The sequence below is a fragment of the Comamonas sp. AG1104 genome (assembly GCF_003350425.1).
GTDB classification, from domain to species: domain Bacteria; phylum Pseudomonadota; class Gammaproteobacteria; order Burkholderiales; family Burkholderiaceae_C; genus Comamonas; species Comamonas testosteroni.
Genome location: NZ_QQAS01000001.1, coordinates 330000 through 353116, shown reverse-complemented (window position 1 = coordinate 353116; position 23117 = coordinate 330000). Strand labels below are relative to the sequence as shown.

Here is a 23117-nt window from a genome sequence, read left to right as displayed (position 1 = left end):
GCTTCATGTCTGCAAGGACTCGATGGGCCGGGACGTTCAGCCTGCTTGCCGGTGCCAGCCTATGCGGACGCCGGTACTGCTGCATGAGGCAGCTCGAGCCGATGCCAGAGCTTGAGCATCTCCTGCAGCAGCGCTGGCGCATGATCTGTGCGATACACCGCGCCCAGCGGCGGCAAACCGCCCTCTAAACGCACATCCAGCGCACGCACACGCCCCTGGGAACGCAGTCCCGGCAGGATGCTGCGGGGCACCAGCGATACGGCCCCAGGCTGGGTGAGCAGGCCCTCCAGCACGGGCAGGGACACGGTGGAGGCCGGAAACCAGGAGGCATCCTCCAGCACGGGCAGCACCTCGGTCTCCACGATATTGCGCACCGCGATGCCAAAGCTCGGCAGCACCCAGCGCGCGCCCCTCAAGGCAGGCAGCGGCACATCGCACCGCCCGACGAGAGGATGATCAGCATCCGCAATCACCACGGCCGCATCCAGCAGCAGCGGCTCGAAGGAAAACTCCACCGGCAAAAGCTGGGGCTGGCGACAGAACACCACATCAAGACCGGAAGCCATGAGCTGCGACAGCAAAGGGGCGCTGGCGTCCTCATGCACATCCACATAGACCTGCGGATGTGCCTCGTAAAAGCGCGGCAGCAGCTGGGACAGCACCGAAAGCGCAGCTGCCGGAATGGCCCCGAGGCGTAGCGCTGCCGAAGCCCCGCGACGGATGGAGGCCAGCGATTCGGACACTTCCTGCAATCCCACCAGCATGCCGCGTGCCGCATCGATCAATGCCTGGCCTGCTACAGTGGGCCGCATGCCGCGTGCATGGCGCTCGAACAGCTTGATGTCCAGTACCCGCTCAAGCTCGGCCAGGGCCTGGGTAGCCGCTGACTGGCTCATGTTCAGCTCCACTGCCGCCTGCATGACCGAGCCGCATTGCTGCAAAGCCAGCAAAAGCTGCAACTGACGCAGCCGCACCTGCTTGACCATACGGGAAAAGAGCAAGCGGCCCTCAGGGCTTGCAGCCCCTGCTCCGGCCTGTATCTGGGAAAAAGAAGAGTCAGCAGCCATGATTTCAACGGGTGTCGATCGCTTCCACAAAGTTCGTTGCAGCCTCTCGCCAACGCCGGCACCGAACATAGCCGGTGTTCAAGAGCGGACCGCTCGCATCGAGCATCGAAGTGACCGTGATTCGGATAATGTGCACGCATCTGACTAAGCACTCACTCCCGCTTGAGCTGTCGGAGGAAACGCTGCGACACCGCATTGTCGTGGCAATTGCCCCGCCTGCTAATAACAGAGCGCCGTAGCAGCCGCCCGCGAACCTCCCGAAAGCGATCAATGCATGGGCCTACCTAGTCGCTGGCTCGCCTTTGAAATCGCATAGTTCACAAGGCAGTAAAGCGCTGCCACGACCAGGTACACCGGCACCAGCGAGTGGTAGTTCGCTATCAGCACCTTGGCGTTCTGCATGAGTTCACCATAGGTGACGACATAGCCGAAGGTGGTGTCCTTGACCACGATGACCAGTTGCGCAACCAGTGCCGGAACAATGTAGCGAACGGCCTGAGGAAAGACAACGGAGAAAAAGACCTGGACTTCGGTCAACCCCAGGCTTCGCGCGGCATCGGTCTGGCCGCGCGGAACGGCGAGCACGCCCGCACGATATACCTCGGCAACCACGGCTGCGGTACTCAGACCTATGGGCAAGGTCAGCATCCAATAGGTGCTCAGCTTGATCCCGACCGATGGCAGCACCAGAAAGCAAACATAGATGAGCAGCAGCGTCGGCGTGCCGCGCAGAAACTCGATGACAGCAATGCTGGGCCAACGCATCAACCTCAGCCGCGACAGCCGCCCCAGCAGCAGCACCAGCCCGAGGGCCAGAGCAATGACGGCGGCCATCGCCGACGATGCCAGCGTGCCGAGCAGTCCTTTGGCAAGAAAGCTCCAGGTCGTCGGCCAGGCAAAGAATTCCCAGTACGGGGCATCGAACTGCCCTGCCGAATGGAAGCGGAACACAATTGCCACCGCCAGCAAAAGCAGCACGGCTGCGGCGATCACGCTCACCGCGTTGGTGACGGCCCGGGCCTGGGGGCCTGGCGCAGCAAACAGAATGTCCTCCAGAGAACGGCTCATCGCAGTATCCGCACTTTCTTTTCCAGAGCCGCGCCGGCCCAGGCGATGAGCAGGCCTGTCAACACATACATGGTGGCAGCCACTGCGAACGCGGCAATGCCGAGCGCCGAGTCGTTGGCGATCTTGGATACGAGCGCCGTGAGCTCCCGGCCTGGGAACGGCAACTGCGACGCCAGAGAAGTCGACAACATCAATGCAATCAGCAGCGAAGTCATCGGCTGCACCACCGAACGCAGCGCCTGCGGCAGGACCACGGCAGACACAATCTGCAGCGGCCGCATGCCCAGGCTGAGCGCAGCCTCAATCTGGCTACCGGGAATGGTATTGATACCCGAGCGCAGGTAGTCCGCCGTGAATGCGGAGCAGACCAGCGTCAGCGTCAGGATCACGCTGGGCTCATAGTCAATCACGATGTTGAGATCGGGTAGCGCGAAAACGATGAAGATCAGCAGCGCTACGCTGGGTATATTGCGGAAGATCTCGACGTAGACGGTCAGTGCCAAGCGCAGCGGCGGCAATGGCATAAGCCTAAGCACCGCGACGACCGTGCCCAGCATAACCCCGGGCACAAAGGACACCAACGTAAGCTTCCATGTCAGCAAGAGGGCCTGCCAGAAGGCAGGCCCATAGTCGGCCAGGAGCCTGGAAACCTCACCCATCGTTCAAGGCAGAGCGGGCGGCGTCGGAACAGTCGTGCTACCGGTACGCTGCCCTATGGAGATAGTCCAAAGTTTGGCCCAGGTACCGTCAGCCTCCAGCTTCTTCAGGAAGGCATTGATGAATGCTACGCCGTCCGAGCCCTTGGGCAGTCCAACTCCATAGGGGTCCTGCGCGCCGAATGGCGCACCCGCCAGCCGCGCGTTGCTGGTGCCAAGGCTCAGGGCGTTGAGCAGCAGCGTGTAATCGGTCACGTAGGCATCGACGCGCCCCTGACGCAGTGCATCGAGGGCTTCCTGATGTGTCTGAAACTCTTGCACGACAGCCTTGGGAGCATACTGGGCCAATATCGCAGGCCCCGTGGAGCCCGCTTGCGTGGCCACCTTCTTGCCGCCCAGGTCGCTGTAAGACTGAACCGTCTTGTTGTTCGACTTGACCAGCACGCCGGACTGCGATGTGTAGTAAGGGCCGGCAAACGAGATCTTCTCGGCGCGAGCAGGAGTGATGGAGTAGGTGGCGAAGACCATGTCCACCTGATTATTGATAAGCACCTGCTCACGCGTGGACGAGGTCACCTGCGTGAACTGGTACTTGGCGGCGTCGCCCAGAATGTAGCGAGTGATGAGCTGGGCCAGCCCCAGGTCAAAGCCGCGGATCTTGCCGTCTTTCTCATTGAGCAGCGAGAAAAGATTCGATGTTTGCGTGCTGCCGAGGCGCAGCATGCCAGCCTGTTTGATCTTGCTGGCCCAGGTGCTCGATGCGATGGTCGTCGCATCGGCCACAGGCCCCTGCGCAACCAGAGCGTCATAGGCCGCTGCATTGATGGGAGTGCCCTGTGCGAAAAGCGACCCACCGGTCACGATCGTCAGTGCCACCACGGTGGATTTCAGAATGGATTTGATCGACATGCGGTCTTCTTGGATGGTCTGCGACGCGAATCAATATAAAGCAGCATTTGGAATGCGCGAGCCGCTCGTCCGAGCGGAGCCACCATTGTGCACACAATACAGCCCTTGTGCCCCAACACGGCACGACGCCGCCAACAGTCCCAGGCCTTGCCTAGCAATCATTCGAGAGTCTGCCCCGCCCGGCGTCCGGCTGTGGCAACTAGCGAACAGTTGAACTCAAGCTCGATGCGATTGCTCGTGCCCAAGCCGGCCAAGCAGCGCCGGCCGCAGACAAGGCAATATTGCTGCCGCTCGATCACACCGCCAAGGCAACCTGCTGAGAGAACCTCGACGGCAGCTTTCGAGTCATCAGCTTGAGAAGTCGAAACCTCCGCTGTCGCCGAGCGTGAACCAATACACAAGACCCGTAAATAGATCCAGCGATATTGAGCGGCACCTCTGTCCCAGGCACTGTCCATGGCAAACGTGATCAATGATCTCAATGATTGCTAGCAATATAAGGGTTTTCACCAGTCAATATCAGACTCCATAGAGAGAGGCGCACCCAAGGTATCGGCAAAGCTTATAGCTAACCGCAAATAACATGTACTGCCAAGGCTCCGAAATTTCTATATTTCATTCCCATGACGGCAGAAATTCGTGAACAGCACTGATGGTGTAGGCATGGATTGGCCGATATCTTTCAGGAGCCCTCCATGTCCATCTCTTCACGCACTCGCGGCTGCACAAATGGCCTCACTCGCCGCGTCGGCCTGCTCTCTCTGGCGATTGCCAGCTCCTTGTGGACCCTGGCCGCGCCGCAGGCACTGGCCGCTGAGGTCTATCCAAGCAAACCTGTCAAGCTCATCGTACCTTTTGCCGCCGGCGGCTCCACCGACATCGTGGCACGCGTGATTGCCGAAGGCATGCGCACCACGCTGGGGCAACCGGTGATCGTGGACAACAAGGGCGGCGCTGGAGGGCTGATCGGCAGCGAGGCCATCGCCCAGGCAGCTCCGGACGGCTACAGCATTGGCATGGCTACCGTGAGCACGGCCACCATCAACCCCCTGCTCTACAAACGCGCCAGCAAGATTGAGGGCAAGCTGCTGCCGGTGGCCAATCTGGTGACCATGCCTTCGGTCTATATGGCCCACCCCAAGATGGGCGTGAACAACTTCAACGACTTCCTCGCCAAGATCAAGGCACAGCCCGGTACCTACAGCGCCGGAGTACCGGGACTGGGAACGCTGGGACATCTGATGGTTGCCTCGTTCAACGAAACCATGAAGACCCAGATTCAGATCGTGCCCTATCGCGGTAACGGCCCTGCACTCAATGACGCCCTTGCCGGCATGGTCCAGATCATGACCGACCAGCTGCCCTCGGCAATGCCGCAGATCAAGGGTGGCAAGCTGCTGCCTGTTGTGGTCGCCTCACATGGCCGCTCGCCCGACCTACCCAATGTACCGACCTTCAAGGAGCTGGGCTACGACGAACTCAACGAACTGGGCATCAGCTGGTTCGGTCTGGTCGTCCCCAGCAACACACCAGCCCCCATCGTGAAGCAGTTGCAGGATGCGGCTGTCAAAGCCGTCCACCTGCCCGAGGTGCAAAAGCATCTGAAGAATCTGGGCGCTACGGCGACCGAGACGGCGCCCTCCCAGTTCCCGGCCCAGATCGCCGCCGAACTCAAGCGCAACAAGGCCCTGCTCGACAAGGCCGGCGTCAAGCCCGAATAAGAGCCTGCCCTGCAGCCGGCGCTCGCTGCAGTCGGCCAATTTCCTCCTCATGCCCCATCTTCTTCACCACAGCTCAAGGACCCTTTTGCCATGCAAGCGATGAGCGCCCTGCAGAATTTCTTTCAACGTGAGACACCACGCATGACGGCGCTGGCCGACCAGATCTGGTCTCTGGCCGAGCTGCGCTATGCCGAGAATGCTTCGGTCCAGCTCCACATCGATGCGCTGCAGCAGGCTGGATTCCGCATCACACGCGATGTGGCAGGCATCCCCACCGCCTTCATGGCCGAATGGGGCGATACCGGCCCGGTCATTGCCTTGTTGGGTGAATACGACGCCCTATCAGGCCTGAACCAGCAAAGCGGTGCACTGGTGTGCACCCCGTCCACCGAAAGCCCCGGCCTGGCCGGCCACGGATGCGGCCATCATCTGCTGGGCACTTCGGCGCACTTTGCCGCTATTGCTCTGCAGCAGCACCTGAAAAGCACCGGAACGAATGGGCGTGTGCGCTACTACGGCTGTCCGGCCGAGGAAGGCGGCTCCGGCAAGACCTTCATGGCCCGTGCCGGCGTGTTCGATGATGTGGATGCAGCACTGACCTGGCACCCAGCCAGCTACACCGGTCTGTTCAGCCAGAGCACGCTGGCCAATATCCAGGCGAAGTTTGTCTTCCACGGCAAGGCATCGCATGCTGCGCACTCTCCCCACCTGGGCCGCAGCGCCTTGGATGCAGTGGAGCTGATGAACGTAGGGGTGAACTATCTGCGCGAACACATGCCCTCGGACGCTCGTGTGCATTACGCTGTCACCGATAGCGGTGGTCTGTCGCCCAATGTCGTGCAAGCGCGCGCCGAAGTGCTGTATCTGGTACGGGCAGCACGCAACCACGAAGCCGCCGAACTCTATGAGCGTGTGCAGAACGTGGCGCGTGGCGCCGCGCTGATGACAGACTGCAAGCTCGAAATCATCTTCGACAAGGCCTGCTCCAATCTGCTGCAAAACAGCACGCTGAACAGCGTGATGCATGCGCAGATGCAGGCACTGGGACAGTTGCAAGCCGATGCACAGGCGCATGCTGTTGCCGGCCAGTTCCAGGCCACGCTGGACAAAAACGATGTCGATGCCGTCAGCCGCCCTTTGGCGAGCGTGTTGCGTGGCAAGGTGCCAGCCATTTTTGAAGGTCTGACGCCCTACGACCCGAACGCCAAAGACATCATGTTCGGCTCCACCGACGTGGCCGATGTGAGCTGGATTACGCCCACGGCTCAAGCCTGGGTGGCCTGCTATGCCTTCGGCACGCCGCTGCACTCCTGGCAGATGGTGTCGCAAGGCCAGTCCGGCCTGGCCCACATCGGCATGGTGCACGCCGCAAAGATTCTCACGGCCACCGCCGTGGAGCTGTTCGCCCAGCCCGAACTGCTGGAGCGCGCCAAGGAGGAGTTGCTACAGCGCCGTGAAGGCAAGCCCTATGTCTGCCCCATTCCCGCGGAGGTAGCCTTGCCTTTTCTGCGCAAATAAGAGAGAAGTGAGCCCCTTACCCTGAAAACGATCACAGCACTTCGCAGCCAGATTTCCTGAAAGCGTCTGACAGGATTGATCTTCCCCCTGTACACCAGCTTGCTCTGCCTCAACGCGACGGCTGCCAAAGCTTGATGCAACACAAGCCCCCGGCCCGGCCAAGCAGCCATAGTAAGACATGCCCGCAAGACTGCGGAGACTCAACAGGGAGGAACCATGAAGCTGATGATCGATCTCTTTTCCACCGACTACGGGCTGATGAGCCTTGCCGTGATTGTGCTGATCATCGTCATGGCCGCATTCTTCACCCGCCTCTTCCTGGGCAAGATGAAAAACGTTGCAAACACCCCGCTGGAATAGTCCCGAGCTTCGCTGCATGCTGCGTAGGTACTGCCTTGAGTTGCTGGCGGGATAACTTGGATTGAACGCAAAAAGCCGATGAGTTCGCTACTCCCCGGCAATTTATATATCCAGGACGAAGGAGTCAGTGCAAGCTCTCTCAGCCCCTCTTGCAGGGGCTTTTTTTCTTACCAGGATTTTCTGCGGATAGGTATCGAAGACTTGGCTATTGTTTTTCAAGGCATTCTTGAATCTTTACACGTCAGGAAGCAAGAGTCGACCAAGAGTGCTCGGGGCATTTACTTGCCGAAGAAAATCCAGCTGCAGTGAAGCGCGCGCCACAGGCCCACCCCAACACTTCGGGTTCAGCGCCACAATCCGCCTTGCCAGCGGCAAACACCACGTTGGCCACATAAAGACCGACAGCCAGGAATACCTGTACGCCAGGGCACAAGCAGGAAGAAAGCGCCAAAGTCAAGCGCATGTATGCCGGTCCCTGTCTCGCACACCATGTCTTGAGGAACTGCTTACTGCAGGGAGGACAGCCGCTACTGATTGTTCCGCACCGAACGCGGCAGCACCCCGTGAATCAAAAGAGAGTTCGACCGGTGGCGCCATCAGTTGGGTGCGACTTTCTGCGTCTGCATCGAGGCACTGCGCCTGAAGCCATTCCAGGAGAGCGCTCTTGTTCATGGGCCTCGCGATGTGATAGCCCTGTCCTTCATAACAATCCATGGCGAGCAATGCCTGGCACACAGTGGCGTCCTCGATTCCTTCGGCGAGCACGCTCAGCCCGAGCTTGCGACTCAGTTGAACGACCATTTCCGCTATCCGTGCGCCGTCCGGTTCGCTAAGCTGACATACAAAGGAACGGTCAATCTTGATCCGATCCAGAGGAAGCTGCTCCAGATAGCTCAGCGAAGAGTACCCGGTACCGAAATCATCGATGGCGATGGAGACGCCCTCTGCCCTCAGCGCCGACAGCGTTGATTTCAGCAAATCCGTGGGAAGCGCCGCCACTGATTCGGTGATCTCCAGCTCAAGGTGATCCCCTCGCAAACCACTGCTGGCGAGTGCTGCGCAGACGATCTCAAGGAATCCAGGGTCCTGAAGCTGCACCGTCGAGACATTGACGGCGATGCGCTGAGGCGCGACTCCTGCATCCAGCAATTCGCGCATCGCTGCACATGCGGCCATGAGCACCCATTGGCCAAGGGCCACAATCAGACCCGAGTGCTCGGCAACAGGGATGAACTTGTCCGGAGGCACGAATCGGCCATCTTCCGTACGCCATCGCAGAAGCGCCTCAATTCCAACGACGCTACGCGTCACCAGGTTGAGCTGAGGCTGATATACCAGAAACAGCTCCCGGTTCTCGATCGCCTCTCTGAGTTCCGATAGCAACAATGCCCTGGATCGTGCCTCGGATCCCATCTGATCGGAGTACCGCAGCACCTGACCGCGGTGATCTCGCTTCGCACGCTTGAGTGCAATCGTGGCATCCTTGACCAAGTCCGCCCCTGCTCGAAACTCTTGAGGCAAAAGCACATAGCCACAGGTGAGCGAGACCTTGTAAGGAGCCCCATCAATACTCAGCGGTTGGCGCACGCACTCCAGCAGACGCCTGGGCTGCACCTGTCCAATAGCCCCCAATACCCCGAAGGTGTCTGCACCCAGCCTGGCCAACAGCACATCGCCTGGCAGCACATCTTCAAGACAGCGAGCAACGCGCTCCAGAAGACGGTCCCCGAACAGATGCCCCATCAGGTCGTTCGTAGCACTGAAATCGTCAATGTCGATCAGCGCCAGAATGTAGTCGTGCAAGCCCTGTCTTGCGCATTCATCGACTGCCTCGACGAAATGGGCGCGATTGGGAAGATTCACCAGAGGATCATGATAGGCACTCTCTTTCAGGCGCCCGAGCAAACCGCGGTTATGCAGCAATGTGCTCAGGTTGGCACAGAAGACATCCAGCAGCTGCGGATGCAGCACAGCATGGTGCCTGGGCACATCGATAAACACCACGAAGTTCTGTCCATCATCGTGGCCGATATGCAGTGCCAGCCCGCCAGTCTCGCCGTAGACATTGCAGCGGCCTTCAACCGCCTTTCTTAGCAAGCCTAGTTCCGATGTCTGCGGCAACAACTCCAGAGGACGCCCAATCAGCTCGGAGAATCGGCCCGTTGCCGCCTGCACGAAGTAGCAGCCGTCGGGATTGGCCACCTCCTGAGCACACACCACACCTACTTGCGCAACCTTCAGCAAAGCCGCCAGCTGTGTCAGTACGCCGGATGCGAATTCGTAGCAATCCTTGATCTCCAGCAGAGATGCACTGGATCGCAGAACATGCTCCAGGCCGCCTCGGCTTGTGTCCGCCGCGCACAGCTGTTTATAGGAGCGAACTGCCGTGGCAACGATGACGTGCAACCGATCCGCAGTCAGTTCCGCTCTAGTTCTGTAATCACTGATGTCATTTTCAATCAGTGCATCGAGCCCGGGCTCCTGCCCCGGTTGGCCGGACAGAAGAATGATGCGGGTATTGCGCAGGGCCGCAGCATGGCGTATGAAATGCACCAGATCAATTCTCACGCCCGCCCGCTCCATCGCAAGATCGAGTATGACCACGGCCAGGTCGGTTTCGCTCAGAAGCAGCTGTCTTGCCTCGTCGCCAGAAAACGCATTCAAAAACAGCAGCGGGCGCTCGAACAGCATCTGCGCATCCAAAGAGGAACGGCTTGCCGCGTGAACCTCTGGATCTGCGCTCACAATGAGGATGCGCCACCTTGGTCCAAAGGCCGAGTCTGCGCTTGGCATTGCATCGGCGGAGACCAGGCGCGACTGATCCCCCCCTGGAGCTGGCTCAGGTCTCATGCTCGAGAGATTGCAAAAAACACGACGAGAGGTAGACCTGGTTGCGTCCGCCACGCTTTGCGACATAAAGCGCTTCGTCAGCGAAGCCATACGCGCTGTCGAAATCGCCGCCCGGGGGTGCCCAACTCACGCCAAAGCTGGCAGTGACAGCGCTTCCATCGGGCAGACCGAAATCGCAGATCTCAATCGCGCGCCGGAGATCCTGTGCAAGTCTTTCGGAAACGTCCGCACTCTGACGAGGTAGCACAACGGTGAACTCCTCACCGCCGACCCGGCCGATCTGCGCTGAGGAAGGCACCACGGCCTGAAGGCAGGCAACAACGCCGAGGATGACCTTGTCACCCGTCGGATGACCAAAACTGTCGTTGATTCTTTTGAAGTGATCGATATCCAGCACGATCAGTGAAAGATCATCATGCACAAAATACTGGTTCACCAGTTCGATGACTGCAGCCCGGTTCAGGACACCAGTCAGCGTGTCGTGAGTAGCCCGATGTTCAAGCTCTGCCGCCAGATCCTGAAGCCGGGAATTCAACTGATTCATCTCCAGTTCCGCGCGATCGCTGCGGCGCACCAGTCGGCGTGTTTCTCGCAACAGCCTTTCGTATGCAAGAAGCAGGTCACCCAAAGCCTGTCTGCATTGAGATGGCACTGTGCAGGCGCAGCCGGTATGTGCCGCTCGCGCAGTCAACAGCGCCTGGTTCTCTGCTTCAAACAGATCTGGCGCCACTGAAGTGCCAGGGCTGTCCATTCAGGTTGCTCCAACTGGATGGGCAACAAACTCGAGAGCGGGAAAATCCTCGCTCAGCTCCTGCCCGAACTCAAGAATCGTGTCGTCTTCTTCATCGTGATACCAGTTGAGCACCACGTGATTACCGGCCTCTGCGCAGTTGCTCAAAGCCTCTATCAAATTGAAGAGCATTTTGGTACTGGAGCTATTGAAATACGCCAGCGCAATATTCACTTCGATCGTTGTCTCTATCTGTGCGGACAGGTAGTCCTTGAGCCGAGAAATGATGTCGCTGTAGAAAGCTGCAGCATTTTCCGGATAGGACTCGCCGCGCATGCTCAAGGTATGCGCATCAAAAATGAAATCCACCTCGGGAGAGCTGGGCGTTGGGGCAATGTAGAGGTTTTCCATCAGTTTTCTTTATTCGTTGACGGTCTCGCTGTGCCTATATGGCTGCCTTCAGGTAGAAGACAGGCGAATCGCCAGATTCCCCGTCGAAGTCGAACTCCAACGGCTCCCTGGCATCCCGGGCAACGGTCAAGAAACCCATGCCCGCACCCTTGCTTCCCTCAGGCGTCTCCTCGCGAAGTGTCTGTCGATAAGCTTGCTTGATCTCTTCAAGCGTCATGCTCCGCAGTGCATTCAGTTTCACCCGCAGCGCTTCGGCCATCAGTGACTCGATAGGATTGGCGCAAAGCAGCAAAAAGCTGCCGTCCTCCTCTCGACGAATGCAGACCGAGCCATGACGTAGCTCCCCGTTGTTCAGACTGGAGGGGGTCAGCGAATCCGCTGAGTAGTGAATGATGTTCTGCGCCATCTCCACGAACGAGGAAAACAGCTTGCGCCGGGTCGGAGCGGCAACCCCGGCAACTTCAAGCTGCAACTTCACTGCATCGGCCATGGCCGCAACGATGTGCTGCGAGAAATACCCGACGTAATAGAAAATGACTTGGTGCTGGCGCGCCAAATTGAAGAAGGATCCGTACTTCTCGGCAATCATGGGGGAAGGCATATATGGGCCTTGAGACTAGGCACGAAAACAGAAAAAAGTCAGATCGTCGCGGCGGTGGTGTTCACCTTGCCAGACGCGCAGAGATTCGAGCAAGGCCATATTGATCTCTGAAGGAGACTTCTGTCGATGCTCAAGCAGTGATTCCCGCACCCGGCGCTTGCCAAGAGCGATACCGCGTGGCCCGCCGATCTGGTCAATCAGTCCATCGGTGCTCACAAAGACAAGCGTGCCGCGGGGAAGGCTTACCTCCTGGTTGAGCCAGGCGAAATCGATTTCGCTGTCGACATAGCCGACTCCCTTGCGCTGCCCCTCCAGCATCTCAACAGTGTCCGCATCAGGGCGCAGCAGGAACATGGACAGTCGTGCGCCCGCGAAGGTCAAGCGCCCGCTTGCGGGCTCAAACCAGAAGCAGGCCGCATCCATGCCGTCGTCCGAGCCCGGTGTTGCGTCCTGACCGTCGACTTGACCCAGCATCTGCTTGATGCTGCGATTGACATGCCCCAGCAGACTGGCCGGATCGCGGGACCCGTTCTGCTCTATCGCCTGGTTGAGGCTGGTCGACGCAATCAAGGTCATGAAAGCACCTGGCACGCCATGCCCCGTGCAATCAGCCACGGTCGCAAACCAGCCATCGGTGTCGGTGCTGAACTGGTAGAAATCGCCACCGACAATGTCACGTGGCTCCCACACCAGATGTGCTTCGGGACAGGCTCTTGCGAGCGCATCCAGGGAGCTGCGAAGTGTCGACTGCTGAATCACGCTGGCATATTCGATGCTGTGCATGATCTGGCGATTGCGCGAAGCCTGCATATCCGCCACTACCCGCATGAGCTGGAGCCCATTGCCTGTTCCGGCAAACACACCATCTCGGGTAACGATAAAGCCGTCGGACAGCGCTTTTTCGCCGTACTCCACTGTTTTGAAAGTCAGCGCCTCGATGTCCAAAGCTGCATCCACGATCAGCGGCTCTTTATCCATGAACGCGATACAGCTCTTGCGACCATAAAGCTCCATGCGGAACTGCTTGCTCATCTGCGACAGGAAGATGTTGCGATTGATGAGTCCGATGGGCTGTTTGCCCTCAACGACAGGCAGGCTGACAAGGTCACGGTAGCGGTTGAAAACCTCCATGACTTTCTCATTCGTGTCATCAGTCGTCATGCACGGAACCTCGGTGCAGAGATCGGCAGCGCTCGGTGGGCGAAAGCGTGGCCGGAAGTCGCTCAAATACTCGGGGATTTCTGGCATGCAGCATCGCTATAGGAATCATTGTGAGCAAATGTTACACACGCTATATGGCGATTTCATGACAAAGCAATAGTGAAGCCATTTCACTGACACATTCAACAGCTCACAGGAACGAAACGGCCCCCTGCAGCCTCTGTGGAGTTTCAGCAAAGACGCTTTACAGCGCAGGTTGAGTGCATACGTAATCAAAAGAGATTCCAGCCTTGAACGCTGCATCGAAGCATCGAAGCATCGAAGCATCCTGCTTGTGACTGGAATCAGCGCCACGTGACTTCCGTTCCCCTGCCCCCTGTTCTAGGCGGTATCGTCATCGCGACCGTTGTGTGGACGTCCGATGTCTGCCGCTATACCGGGCTTGGTATTCCAGGCTTGGGGCGAGCGTTTGGCCAGCCCACCCAGCCTTACTGGGCAAGCTGCTGGAATCGGGCCTGCCTCAGGTACAGGTCGCCGAGAATTACGGCGACGAATCGGAGCGCGTCTTTGCCCACGCCTTCAAGTGCTGGTGCGGCCTGCCGCCACGCGCCTACCAGCGCAAAAAACCAGGCACTCCGAAAAAAGCTTGCGGCGCTGAAACAAGGCTGTGCCGCCCTTGCCGGGCCGGCAATCGCTGGCTCGAGCCGCCGGCCTCCCTCAAACTTAGAAATAGGCACTCTGCGATGCGCCGCCCACGATCTCATGCGGGCAAAGCCCGCTTTGCGCTAACAGAGAAGGCAACCGCAGCGGAGATGCCTGCGGCTCGAGCATCCGCAGGCATCTTGAATCTGCCGCAGCTCAAGCGGAAATTCCAGGCGCAGCCGCAGTCAGTAATGCGGCGGCAATTCGTCGCGCAGATTGCGCACCGCCGCCCCCCCGCCTTCTGGCGCTTGGCGCTTGAGTTCCCTCACCTCGTTGATCAACAGATCGATCTGCTGCTGCTGACGGTAGATCGTCATATTGAGTTGTTCGAGCAAATCCTCGGTGTAGCTGGCCTTGATCTCCAGCTCCATGATTCGCTCTTGCAGCGCTTCGTGACTGTCGCTCATGCCTTGAGCGCCTTGGCAAGACGAGCAATACCTGCGCGAATCTTGTCCTCGTCAGCCGTGGCAAACGAGAGGCGGAAGGTCGCCGTATCAGGGTTTTGTGCATAGAACGGAGCGCCCGGCACAAAGGCCACACCCTCTTCAATGGCCTTCTTGGCCAGCACAGCCGCATCCGCCAATTGGCCACGCGCGCCCGTCAGACGCACCCACATGAACAGGCCGCCGGCAGGCTGTACGAACTCGACGGCATCGCCCAGTTGCTCGCGCAGCGCATCGCCCATGGTCTCGGCACGCTTGGCATAGACCTCGCGCACATGGGCCAGGGTCCTGGGCATGGCGCCGGACTTCAGGTACTGAGCTGCAGTGGCCTGGGCAAAGGTGCTCGTATGAGCATCGCTGAACTGCTTGCACATCACTGCGCGAGCAAGCAATTCGGGATGTGCAATCAGCCAGCCGATACGCAGACCAGGGCTAAGCACCTTGGACAAGGAACCGCAGTGCGCCAGCCACTCGCGGCTGCCGGGGACTTCGCGTGTCAGTGACAGCAGACTGGCAGGAGGCGCTTCATTGAAGTACAGATCGCCGTAGGGGTCGTCTTCCACAACCAGAGTCTGGTACTTGACGGCCAGTTCCAACACCTTTTTGCGGCGTTCCAGACTCAGCATGGCACCACTGGGGTTGCCAAAGGTCGGGATCAGATAGACCAGCTTGGGCTTGTGCTCGGCAATCAGCTTTTCCAGCTCGTCGGTCTTCACGCCATGCTCATCCACAGGGGCGGAGATCACCTCTGCGCCATAGAGGCGGAAACACTGAATCGTGGCCAGGAAAGTCGGGCCTTCGACGATGACCTTGTCACCCTCTCCCACCATGGTCTTGCCCAGCAAGTCCAGCGCCTGCTGGCTGCCGGTGGTGACGATGAGCTGATCAGGCGCCACATCGGGCACGCCCTTGCCGGCCATAAAGGACGACAGTTGCTCGCGCAGCGGCTGGTAACCCTCTGTCGCACCGTACTGCAATGCGGCTCCCGCCTCCTGCTGCAGGGCTGCCGCAGAGGCAGCGCTGATCCCGGTTACGTCAAACATTGCACTGTCCGGAAAGCCGCCCGCAAAACTGATGATGCCTGGCTTGCCCAGCAGCTTGAAGAGTTCGCGGATCGCAGAGGTTTCTACGTTATCGAGTCGTTTGGCAAATTGCATACGTTTTCTTGGTTAAAGCGCTACGGGAATCTCGTCGCTGCTTGAGCGGCAGATGCCCATTGTGGCGCGCGAATCGCCCCAGAGACAGGAAGTGGCTTTTATGTAGGCGCTATTCCATGCAGCAAGTAATCAAACTCCTACCAATTTTCAAAAGTTGATAGCAATTGTTAATTGCGCATAACTTCGTGTCTCAAACTTTGAATTGGACAGTGCAGCCTCTCTGACAAGAACATACGCCTACCGATTCTCGGACCGCGTACTTGACGAATTTTTTCACTTGTTTTTGGGATGGAGGATTTATGCGTACTACCACTTTTACCAGCAAGGCCTTGTCTGCCGCGATTAACGGCAAGACCCCGTCGAGCTTGCGCACCCTGTGTGCTGTGGCTCTGGTTGCCAGCCTGGCAGCCTGCGGCTCGAGCGGCTCTTTGCGCAGCGACCTCGGCGGCACCGGCGGCGGAGACGTTGTCGCCGGAGGCGGCACCGGTGGAGGAACCGGCGGCGGTACTGGTGGCGGTACTGGCGGTACCGGAGGCGGCACTGGTGGCACCGGCGGTGGCACTGGCGGCGGCACCGGTGGTGGCAACACCGGCGGCGGTGATGGCGGCACGGGCAATCCGCCTGTGGCAAGCACTCCGCTCACTCCGGTGCGCGACACCGTGGCGGATGTCACTGGAACGCTTTCCGGGACAAGCGGCGTCATCAGCGACGTCAACAACATCGTGACTTCCACCCTGGGCACGGCTACCAGCGGCACGCCTCTGAGCGGTGTGGCCCAGCCGGCCGGCGGCATTCTTGGCAATGTGAACAATGCCGTCAACAGCGTGGGTAGCGGCGTCAGTGCAGGTCTGGGCCAGATCGGCAAGACGGCCGACCCCATCGGCACCACCTTGCAAGGCGTGGCTCCCGCCGTCGGCTATCTGGGCGCGGCAGTCACTTCGGCAGGCAAGACGGTCAGTGCGCTGGACACTCCTCAGCTTGGCGTGGTCGGTGATGTGGCAGGCTTGGCGGGCGGCACGGTGCAAATCCTTGGCACCACCGTTTCCGGCGTCGAAGGCACGGTGGCAAAGCTTACCAGCAACCCGCTGGTCTCGGGTCTGACGACTCAGGTCAGCCAGGTCGCCACGCCGGTGTTGAGCACCGTCCTGGGCACCACCCAGAATCTGGTTCAGACCACGGGCCTGGGCCAGCCGGTTAACAGCTTGCTGGGCACCGTGGGCGGCGTAGTCAATCATGTGGGAGCTTCCGTCACCAGCACCGGAGTTCCGGTTGTTGCTCCGCTGGGCGGCGTGGTCTCGGGTGTCGGCCAGACCGTGGCCGGCCTGGGTGGTGTGGCGACTGGTCCCGGCACACCTAGCGGCGGCCTGCTAGGTGGCGTACTTGGCAATGTCACGGGCGGTGCAGGCGGCTCTGCTGGTGGAGCAGGCAATATTGTCGGCGGCGTGCTGGGCGGCGTCACAGGCCTGGTCGGTGGCGTGACCGGTGGAGCAAGCGGTGGCGGCAATGCCGGTGGCCCTGTCGCTGGAGCAGGCAATCTGGTCGGAGGCGTGCTGGGCGGCGTCACAGGGCTTGTCGGTGGTGTCACAGGATCGGCAGGCGCTCCGGCAGGAGGCACCGGCAGTGCAGGCACTGCGGTGACGGGCCTGGTCGGCAACACCGTTGGCGCAGTCACAGGCCTCGTGGGCGGTGTACTTGGCGGCGTGACCAATGTCGCTGCAGGCGCAGGAGCAGCAGGTGGTGCAAGCACCTCGGGTGGCCTGCTGGGTGGACTGCTGGGCGGCAATCTGGCGCTCGGCCTGGGCGGTGGAGCGGTAGCCACCAGCAAATAAGGACAACGGCGGTGGCCTGCGTGCGCCGCTTGAGCCTGGCCCGCCTTGAGGCGGGCTTTTTTACGACAGCCCCATACCCAGTTCTGGGGATGTAAGGAACAATGAGAGTCATAAAAATAGAACAGGAGGGACTTTTGCAGTCAAAAGCAAAACCACAGGGCCGCATCGGCTCCAGGATTCAGGCGTTGGCACTTGTGGCCTGGGCTCCTCTGGCCTGGTCACAGCAGGGCGGCAATCCGCTCAACAGCCTGCCCCAAACGCCCGAATCGGCAAGGAATCTGCAACAGCAGCCCAGGCAGGTTCCGGTGCAGATAGACAAGCCCCCGCCAAGTCCCCAGGATCTCGTCAACCTCCGCGTCGCGGTACGTGGCGTCAATGTGCAGGGAAGCACGGCGATTCCTTTCGAAGAGGTCAGCGCGCTTTTCACCCCCTTCATCAATGGCACGCATACGGTCGGTGAACTCAATGCCGCGACCCAGAAGGTCAGCGAGTTGTATCAACGCCATGGTTACGCTCTGTCTTTTGCCTACTTGCCGCCGCAAGACTTTGCCAACGGCGCGGTGCAGGTCATCGTGGTCGAAGGCTATGTGCAGAGCCTGAATCTGGAAGGCAATTTCGGCCGCTCCGAGGATCAGATACGCGAAATTGCCCAGCCGCTGCTCAATGAGAGGCCTTTGACCACCAAGACCTTTCAGCACCAGACCCAGCTGATGGCACGCCTTCCCGGAGTGCAGATCACGGCATCTGCCAATCTGCCGACCACCACCGATGGTGCGGTGCCCCTGGTCATCAAATCCAAGCACAAACCCATTGCCGTCACCGTCGGGGGCGAGGCGCGCAAGCCCACGCCGCGCATCATTGCTTCCCTCACCCTGAATGACCCCTTGTGGGCAGGCAGCCAGCTTCAGGCTTCGGCGATGTTGCAAAACCCCGACAAGGAGCGTTTCGGCAGCATCGGCTTCACTCAGCAACTGACACCCGAGGGCACGCAAGCACGTGTCAGCTATTCCGACTACCGCAGCTTCAACCCGCCGGCAACGCGCATTCCAGGCATTGATGACCTGACACAGCAGCGCAAGCTGGACTTCAATATCAGCCACCCGTGGATCTTGAGCAATACCACCCAGCTCAGCACCACGGCGGGTCTGTATGCCATCAATTACAGCCGTGAACTGGCCGATAGCCAGGCCTCCCTGCTGCGTGAGGAAAAGGTTCGCACGCTCTATGCGCAAATGGCCTGGGCGTCCTTTGGCAAGACCACTACCCGTTCGGCTTCGGTCCTGCTGGCCCACGGTCTGGACAGCCTGGGGGCCTACAAAAACCTGGACCTCTACTATCGGCAGGGCTTGCAGCAAAAGTTTGAAAACCCGGCCAAGCTGGACTTCACGCGCATTACCGCCGACTATGCACAGCGCCATCGCTTCGCCAACAAGATGGGTGCCGCTTTTGCCGTTGGCGGGCAATACAGTGCCGACATTCTTCCCGTCCCGGAGAAAATCTCCTTTGGCTCCACCCGCTTCGGCCGTGGCTATCAGGCTGGCGAGTTTTCTGGCGATTCCGGCATGGGCGCCAGTGCCGAGCTCAACTACCAGTTCCTCATCAACCAGGCCTGGATCAAGTCGGCCGAACCCTATCTGCTCTATGAGTGGGCACGCACGCATCAGCAAACCAGCGGCGTCAGCGGCAATACACTGCGCTCTGCCAGTCTGGGGCTGCGCCTGTCCGACAGCCGCCATTACGCACTGGACCTTGCCATGAGCAAACCGCTGGGCGATCGCTCTGTCAACAACCCCGATCGGGAACTGCGCTACAGCCTTGTGTTGAGCTACAACCTGGATCCCTGACTTGCTGCGGTTCCGCCCGCCGAGCCGCTGTGTACCCCAGCGGCTTTTTCTTTGTTCCGCCCCTGAACGACAAGCCACAATATCGCCCATGAAGAAAAACGATATAGCGCCGTTTTTTGCTGCGCTCAAGGCCGCCAATCCCACGCCACAAACCGAGCTGGAATACACCACGGTGTTCGAGCTGCTGACCGCCGTGCTGCTGTCTGCCCAGGCCACCGACGTAGGGGTGAACAAAGCCACGCGCAGGCTTTTTCCTGCTGCCAACACTCCGCAGGCCATTCTGGATCTGGGGCTTGATGGGCTGGAGAGCTACATCAAGACCATAGGCCTGTACCGCAGCAAGGCCAAGCATCTGATGGAAACCTGCCGCATGCTGGTTCAGCTGCATGGAGGCACGGTACCCCGAACCCGCGAAGAGCTGGAGGCCCTTCCCGGTGTGGGCCGCAAGACCGCCAATGTGGTGCTCAACGTGGCTTTCGGCCAGCCCACCATGGCCGTGGACACGCACATCTTCCGTGTCGGCAACCGCACGGGGCTGGCCCCCGGCAAGAATCCGCTGGAAGTCGAGAAGCAGCTGCTCAAGCGCGTACCCGATGAATACGCGGTGGACTCCCATCACTGGCTGATCCTGCTGGGCCGCTATGTCTGCCAGGCACGCAAGCCCCGCTGCTGGGAATGCGTGGCTTCGAAATACTGCGATTTCACGCCAAAAACCCTGGCACCGGCAACAGGAAAAAAGAGCTAGAAACGCCTTAACTGCACATCCACAAAAAGCTTTCAGCTATATTTTTTGCATCAACTCTTGCCGCTGACGCCAGCCGATTCAAAGCTGGCCATATTGTTGAGCATGGTGCTTGCCGAGCGCAGCAGCGGCCAGGCCAGCGCCGCGCCAGAGCCTTCGCCCAGGCGCAATTGCCAATCCAGCATGGGCTGGGCCTGCAGGTGGGCCAACATACGGGCATGACCCGGCTCACCCGATCGGTGTGCATACACGCAACGCTGCAGCACATGGGGCTGCAGGCGGCTGGCCACCAGCACGGCGGCTGTGGTGATAAAGCCGTCCACCACGATCAGGCGGCGTTCGGCCGCGGACTGCAGCACGGCTCCCGTCATGGTGGCGATCTCCAGCCCGCCCATGGCAGCCAGCACGGCCAGTGGCTCTTGCACGCCGGCATGAAAATCCAGCACCCGCCTGAGCACGGCGATCTTTCGTGCCAGGCCTTCGCTGCTAAGGCCCGTGCCCACTCCGGTCACTTCCTCGACCGGCTCGCCGCACAGACGCGCCAGCAGCAATGAAGCGCTGGATGTATTGCCTATGCCCATCTCGCCCAGCAACAGTGCATTGCCCGGCAGTTTCTTGACCAATTCTGAGCCATTGCGCAGCGCCATCGCGCATTGGGCTTCGCTCATGGCCGGGCCCTGGCTGCAGTCCGCCGTACCATAAGCCACCTTGCGCCGCCACAGGCGCGGCTCATGGGCCTTGGGAAGCTTGTGCGCAGGATCCTGCTCGCGCACCTCAAAGTCGCGGGCCACGCCGCAGTCGACCACGTTCAGATCAATCCCGTTCTGCAGAGACAGCACACTCACAGCGGCGCCGCCAGCAAGGAAGTTCTCCACCATCTGCCAGGTCACGTCGACCGGATAGGCCGACACACCTTGAGCGGCCAGTCCGTGGTCCGCAGCAAACACTACCATCTGCGGTGCATACAGATTGGGAGTTTCGCAACCCACGATGCCGGCAATGCGCAATGCCAGTTGTTCCAGCACGCCCAACGATCCCTGGGGCTTGGTCTTGAAATCCAGGCGATGCTGAACCCGGGCTTGCAGCGCCGCATCATGGATGTCCTGCACCTGCGGGCAGGACCAGATGGTGGACGGTGGGAATTCGGAAAAGGAAGCGGAACTCATGCGTGCAGTCATTCCCGGTGCATCAGGCCTGGGTGCCATCCACCACCGGGATGCAGAAGGCACGTTTTTGCGATCTTGCAAGTATCGCGCTTTCATTGGCACTGCAACGCCAAGTTCACCGATTGCCCAGGAGCTGTATGAAAAAAGGCCCCTAAGGGCCTTGACTGAAGACGCTGCAAAAGCCTCAGCGAATGACTTCCTCAACCGTGATTTCGCGCAAGATGCCGCCATCCTTGACCGAGCCGCTGACAGCGCCGTCCTTGACACGCGCCATACAGGCCTGCTGGTCGATTTCGGTCTTGAACACGCCGCAGCGGGCATAGGCATTGCGCTCGTACTGGCTGAGGCCTTGGCCGTCATCGAGCTTGCCCTTCTTGGCTTCGGCACTGGCCGCCATCGCCTCGCGAGAAGACGAATTGTTCTCGCGCATGGGACGCTGGCCCTTGTGATGATGGCGGTGATGCTTTTTCATCGCAGGCTTGGCCGCATCCATCGCAGCTGCCTCAGCCGCTGGCTTGGCTGCATCCACCTGTGCGCTGGCCATGCCTGCCAGTGACAAAACCGCGGCACCCAAAGCCAGTTGAAGAGTCTGAACCTTGAAAAAAGCCATACGCAACTCCATTCCAAAAAGTGAATAGCCCGGTCAGCTTGCACGCACTCTCAGGCAGGGCTTATCGGTTCAGCGGCTTTGAGCCCGCAGGATCAGTCCTACAACTGCTGCGGGCGCTCACAGCGCGCACGGCTCAAACCATTGCCCCACGCCCTGCACCAGCCGCTCAAACACCTGCTCCAGACTGGGCGCATCGTGGCCGAACAGCGCATGAATTACCTCGGCGTTTTCAAACAGGCCGTGCAGATAGGTACCGATGACAGCACTGTTGCCTCCCTGCCATAGCATGCCGGGCAACAGTTCCTGAGCCGGTCGCATGCTGGCCATCTGCATGTCGGCACGCAGCTGGGTCTGGCCGTGGTGGATCTCGTAGCCACGCGTCGGCACGTCACTCAAGGCATTCCATGGAGCCTGCAACGCTGGCAGTTTCAAGGTCGTTGGTTGCACGGTCTTGTCCTGTGCAAACAATGTCGCCAGCGGCAGCAGTCCCAGGCCTGCAGCATTGCCGTCCACGCCATGCAGATCGATCAGCGCCTCGCCCAGCATCTGCAAGCCGCCGCAAATGCCCAGCACGCGCTTGCCGAGTTCGGCATGAGCGACAACGGCTGCATCCAGCCCTTGCGCGCGCATCCAGGCCAAGTCAGCAGCCGTGGCCTTGCTGCCTGGCAGAATGACCCAGTCCGCCTCGGCAAGTTGCGCGGGAGAGCGAGCCCAGACCACGCGCACGCCCGGCACTTGCAGCAAGGGCTGAAATTCATCGAGATTGCTGATGCGCGGATAGGCGATGATGGCAATCGTGGTGTGAACGGCCCGCCCGGCTCCCGTGCTGCCGCGATCATCAAACACGCCATCCTCTTCGGGCAGACCGTGCTGGAACTGCATGGGAATGCAGGCCACCGTGGGCACCCCCGTCTTCTCTTCCAGCATCTGAGGCGCCGGCGCCAGCAGTGCCGCGTCGCCCCGGAACTTGTTGAGCACAAAGCCCTTGATGAGCTTTTGCTCATCCTCGGGAAGCAATGCCCAGGTTCCGTAGAGATGGGCAAAGGCGCCGCCACGGTCTATGTCCGAGACCAGCAGGCAATGCGCGTTGCAATGTTTGGCCACGCGCATATTGACCACATCGCTGGCATGCAGATTGATTTCGGCCGGCGAGCCTGCGCCTTCGATCACCACCACATCGTTTTCGGCACGCAGCTCGTCCAGCGCCTGCGCGATCTGCGGCCAGACCTTGAGGCTGCGACCTCGCCAGGGCATGGCGCTCAGCTCGTCATTGACCTGACCGAACAGCACGACCTGACTGCGCGTGTCGGCCTCGGGCTTGAGCAACAGCGGGTTCATGCGCACATCGGGAACCGCCCCCGCAGCCAGCGCCTGCAGATACTGGGCCGTGCCGATCTCGCCCCAGCGGCCCTCGGGCGTGGCAACGACGCGCGCGTTGTTGCTCATGTTCTGCGCCTTGAACGGTGCAACCTTCAGGCCCTGGCTGCGGTAGTAGGCACACAGTGCCGTGGCCACCCAGCTTTTTCCCGCGCCACTGCTGGTGCCCAGCACCATGATGCAACGTGCTGTCAT

At 60.1% G+C, this 23117-nt stretch carries 20 protein-coding genes; 6 read left to right on the top strand and 14 right to left on the bottom strand.

Annotated features, from left to right (window positions below):
* Positions 1-59: 59 nt before the first annotated feature.
* The 4 genes from DFO48_RS01585 to DFO48_RS01570 form a co-directional block, all read right to left on the bottom strand.
* Complete coding sequence (locus DFO48_RS01585; protein ID WP_114862320.1) at positions 60-1067, bottom strand: LysR family transcriptional regulator; 1008 nt, start codon at positions 1065-1067, stop codon at positions 60-62.
* 267 nt (positions 1068-1334) lie between these two features.
* Entirely contained in the window at positions 1335-2135 is an 801-nt protein-coding gene (locus tag DFO48_RS01580; RefSeq protein ID WP_003079959.1) for an amino acid ABC transporter permease, read from the bottom strand.
* Complete coding sequence (locus DFO48_RS01575) at positions 2132-2794, bottom strand: amino acid ABC transporter permease (RefSeq protein ID WP_034349767.1); 663 nt, start codon at positions 2792-2794, stop codon at positions 2132-2134. The genes DFO48_RS01580 and DFO48_RS01575 overlap by 4 nt, the downstream gene beginning before the upstream one ends.
* A gap of 3 nt (positions 2795-2797) precedes the next feature.
* On the bottom strand, positions 2798-3700 hold the full coding sequence (locus DFO48_RS01570; RefSeq protein WP_003079964.1) for a glutamate ABC transporter substrate-binding protein: 903 nt from the start codon (positions 3698-3700) through the stop codon (positions 2798-2800).
* A gap of 695 nt (positions 3701-4395) precedes the next feature.
* Between DFO48_RS01570 and DFO48_RS01565 the strand changes: the two genes are divergently transcribed.
* The 3 genes from DFO48_RS01565 to DFO48_RS01555 all read left to right on the top strand — a co-directional run bounded on the left by DFO48_RS01565 (position 4396) and on the right by DFO48_RS01555 (position 7299).
* Positions 4396-5421: a tripartite tricarboxylate transporter substrate-binding protein gene (locus DFO48_RS01565; RefSeq protein ID WP_114862682.1), complete on the top strand. Its 1026-nt coding sequence runs from the start codon at positions 4396-4398 to the stop codon at positions 5419-5421.
* A 90-nt stretch (positions 5422-5511) separates the two neighbouring features.
* Positions 5512-6939, top strand: a complete 1428-nt coding sequence (locus DFO48_RS01560; RefSeq protein ID WP_003079967.1) for a M20 family metallopeptidase — start codon at positions 5512-5514, stop codon at positions 6937-6939.
* Between the two features lie 216 nt (positions 6940-7155).
* On the top strand, positions 7156-7299 hold the full coding sequence (locus tag DFO48_RS01555) for a DUF3149 domain-containing protein (protein WP_003056033.1): 144 nt from the start codon (positions 7156-7158) through the stop codon (positions 7297-7299).
* 453 nt (positions 7300-7752) lie between these two features.
* On the opposite strand, the gene DFO48_RS01545 is transcribed toward DFO48_RS01555, so the two are convergent.
* From DFO48_RS01545 to DFO48_RS01510, 7 genes are all read right to left on the bottom strand, one after another.
* Positions 7753-9990: a bifunctional diguanylate cyclase/phosphodiesterase gene (locus DFO48_RS01545; RefSeq protein WP_114862681.1), complete on the bottom strand. Its 2238-nt coding sequence runs from the start codon at positions 9988-9990 to the stop codon at positions 7753-7755.
* A gap of 148 nt (positions 9991-10138) precedes the next feature.
* A complete protein-coding gene (locus DFO48_RS01540; protein ID WP_114862318.1) occupies positions 10139-10900 on the bottom strand; it encodes a GGDEF domain-containing protein in 762 nt (253 codons plus the stop codon).
* Positions 10901-11290, bottom strand: a complete 390-nt coding sequence (locus DFO48_RS01535) for a DUF1987 domain-containing protein (protein WP_003079975.1) — start codon at positions 11288-11290, stop codon at positions 10901-10903.
* Between the two features lie 34 nt (positions 11291-11324).
* Positions 11325-11891 (bottom strand): SiaB family protein kinase, encoded by a 567-nt coding sequence (locus DFO48_RS01530; RefSeq protein WP_003079977.1) that lies wholly within the window; start codon positions 11889-11891, stop codon positions 11325-11327.
* A 15-nt stretch (positions 11892-11906) separates the two neighbouring features.
* Positions 11907-13139, bottom strand: a complete 1233-nt coding sequence (locus DFO48_RS01525; RefSeq protein WP_003079979.1) for a SpoIIE family protein phosphatase — start codon at positions 13137-13139, stop codon at positions 11907-11909.
* Positions 13140-13939: 800 nt separating this feature from the next.
* A complete protein-coding gene (locus DFO48_RS01515) occupies positions 13940-14161 on the bottom strand; it encodes a SlyX family protein (RefSeq protein ID WP_114862317.1) in 222 nt (73 codons plus the stop codon).
* Positions 14158-15354, bottom strand: a complete 1197-nt coding sequence (locus DFO48_RS01510) for a PLP-dependent aminotransferase family protein (protein ID WP_114862316.1) — start codon at positions 15352-15354, stop codon at positions 14158-14160. Before DFO48_RS01510 ends, DFO48_RS01515 begins: the two co-directional genes overlap by 4 nt.
* A gap of 299 nt (positions 15355-15653) precedes the next feature.
* Here DFO48_RS01510 and DFO48_RS01505 point away from each other — a divergent pair, with 299 nt between their 5' ends.
* The 3 genes from DFO48_RS01505 to nth all read left to right on the top strand — a co-directional run bounded on the left by DFO48_RS01505 (position 15654) and on the right by nth (position 19772).
* On the top strand, positions 15654-17183 hold the full coding sequence (locus tag DFO48_RS01505) for a collagen-like triple helix repeat-containing protein (protein WP_003079985.1): 1530 nt from the start codon (positions 15654-15656) through the stop codon (positions 17181-17183).
* A gap of 134 nt (positions 17184-17317) precedes the next feature.
* Positions 17318-19027 carry a ShlB/FhaC/HecB family hemolysin secretion/activation protein gene (locus tag DFO48_RS01500; RefSeq protein ID WP_199406932.1) on the top strand — a complete coding sequence of 570 codons (1710 nt, stop codon included), beginning with the start codon at positions 17318-17320 and terminating at the stop codon, positions 19025-19027.
* Positions 19028-19115: 88 nt separating this feature from the next.
* Entirely contained in the window at positions 19116-19772 is a 657-nt protein-coding gene (gene nth, locus DFO48_RS01495) for an endonuclease III (protein ID WP_003079988.1), read from the top strand.
* Positions 19773-19822: 50 nt separating this feature from the next.
* Here the strand turns inward: nth and cobT are convergent, their stop codons facing one another.
* From cobT to DFO48_RS01480, 3 genes are all read right to left on the bottom strand, one after another.
* Positions 19823-20935, bottom strand: coding sequence for a nicotinate-nucleotide--dimethylbenzimidazole phosphoribosyltransferase (cobT, locus tag DFO48_RS01490; RefSeq protein WP_114862680.1), 1113 nt, complete (start codon positions 20933-20935; stop codon positions 19823-19825).
* A 184-nt stretch (positions 20936-21119) separates the two neighbouring features.
* Positions 21120-21545, bottom strand: a complete 426-nt coding sequence (locus tag DFO48_RS01485) for a hypothetical protein (RefSeq protein WP_003079992.1) — start codon at positions 21543-21545, stop codon at positions 21120-21122.
* Between the two features lie 117 nt (positions 21546-21662).
* Positions 21663-23117: a cobyric acid synthase gene (locus tag DFO48_RS01480; protein ID WP_114862315.1), complete on the bottom strand. Its 1455-nt coding sequence runs from the start codon at positions 23115-23117 to the stop codon at positions 21663-21665.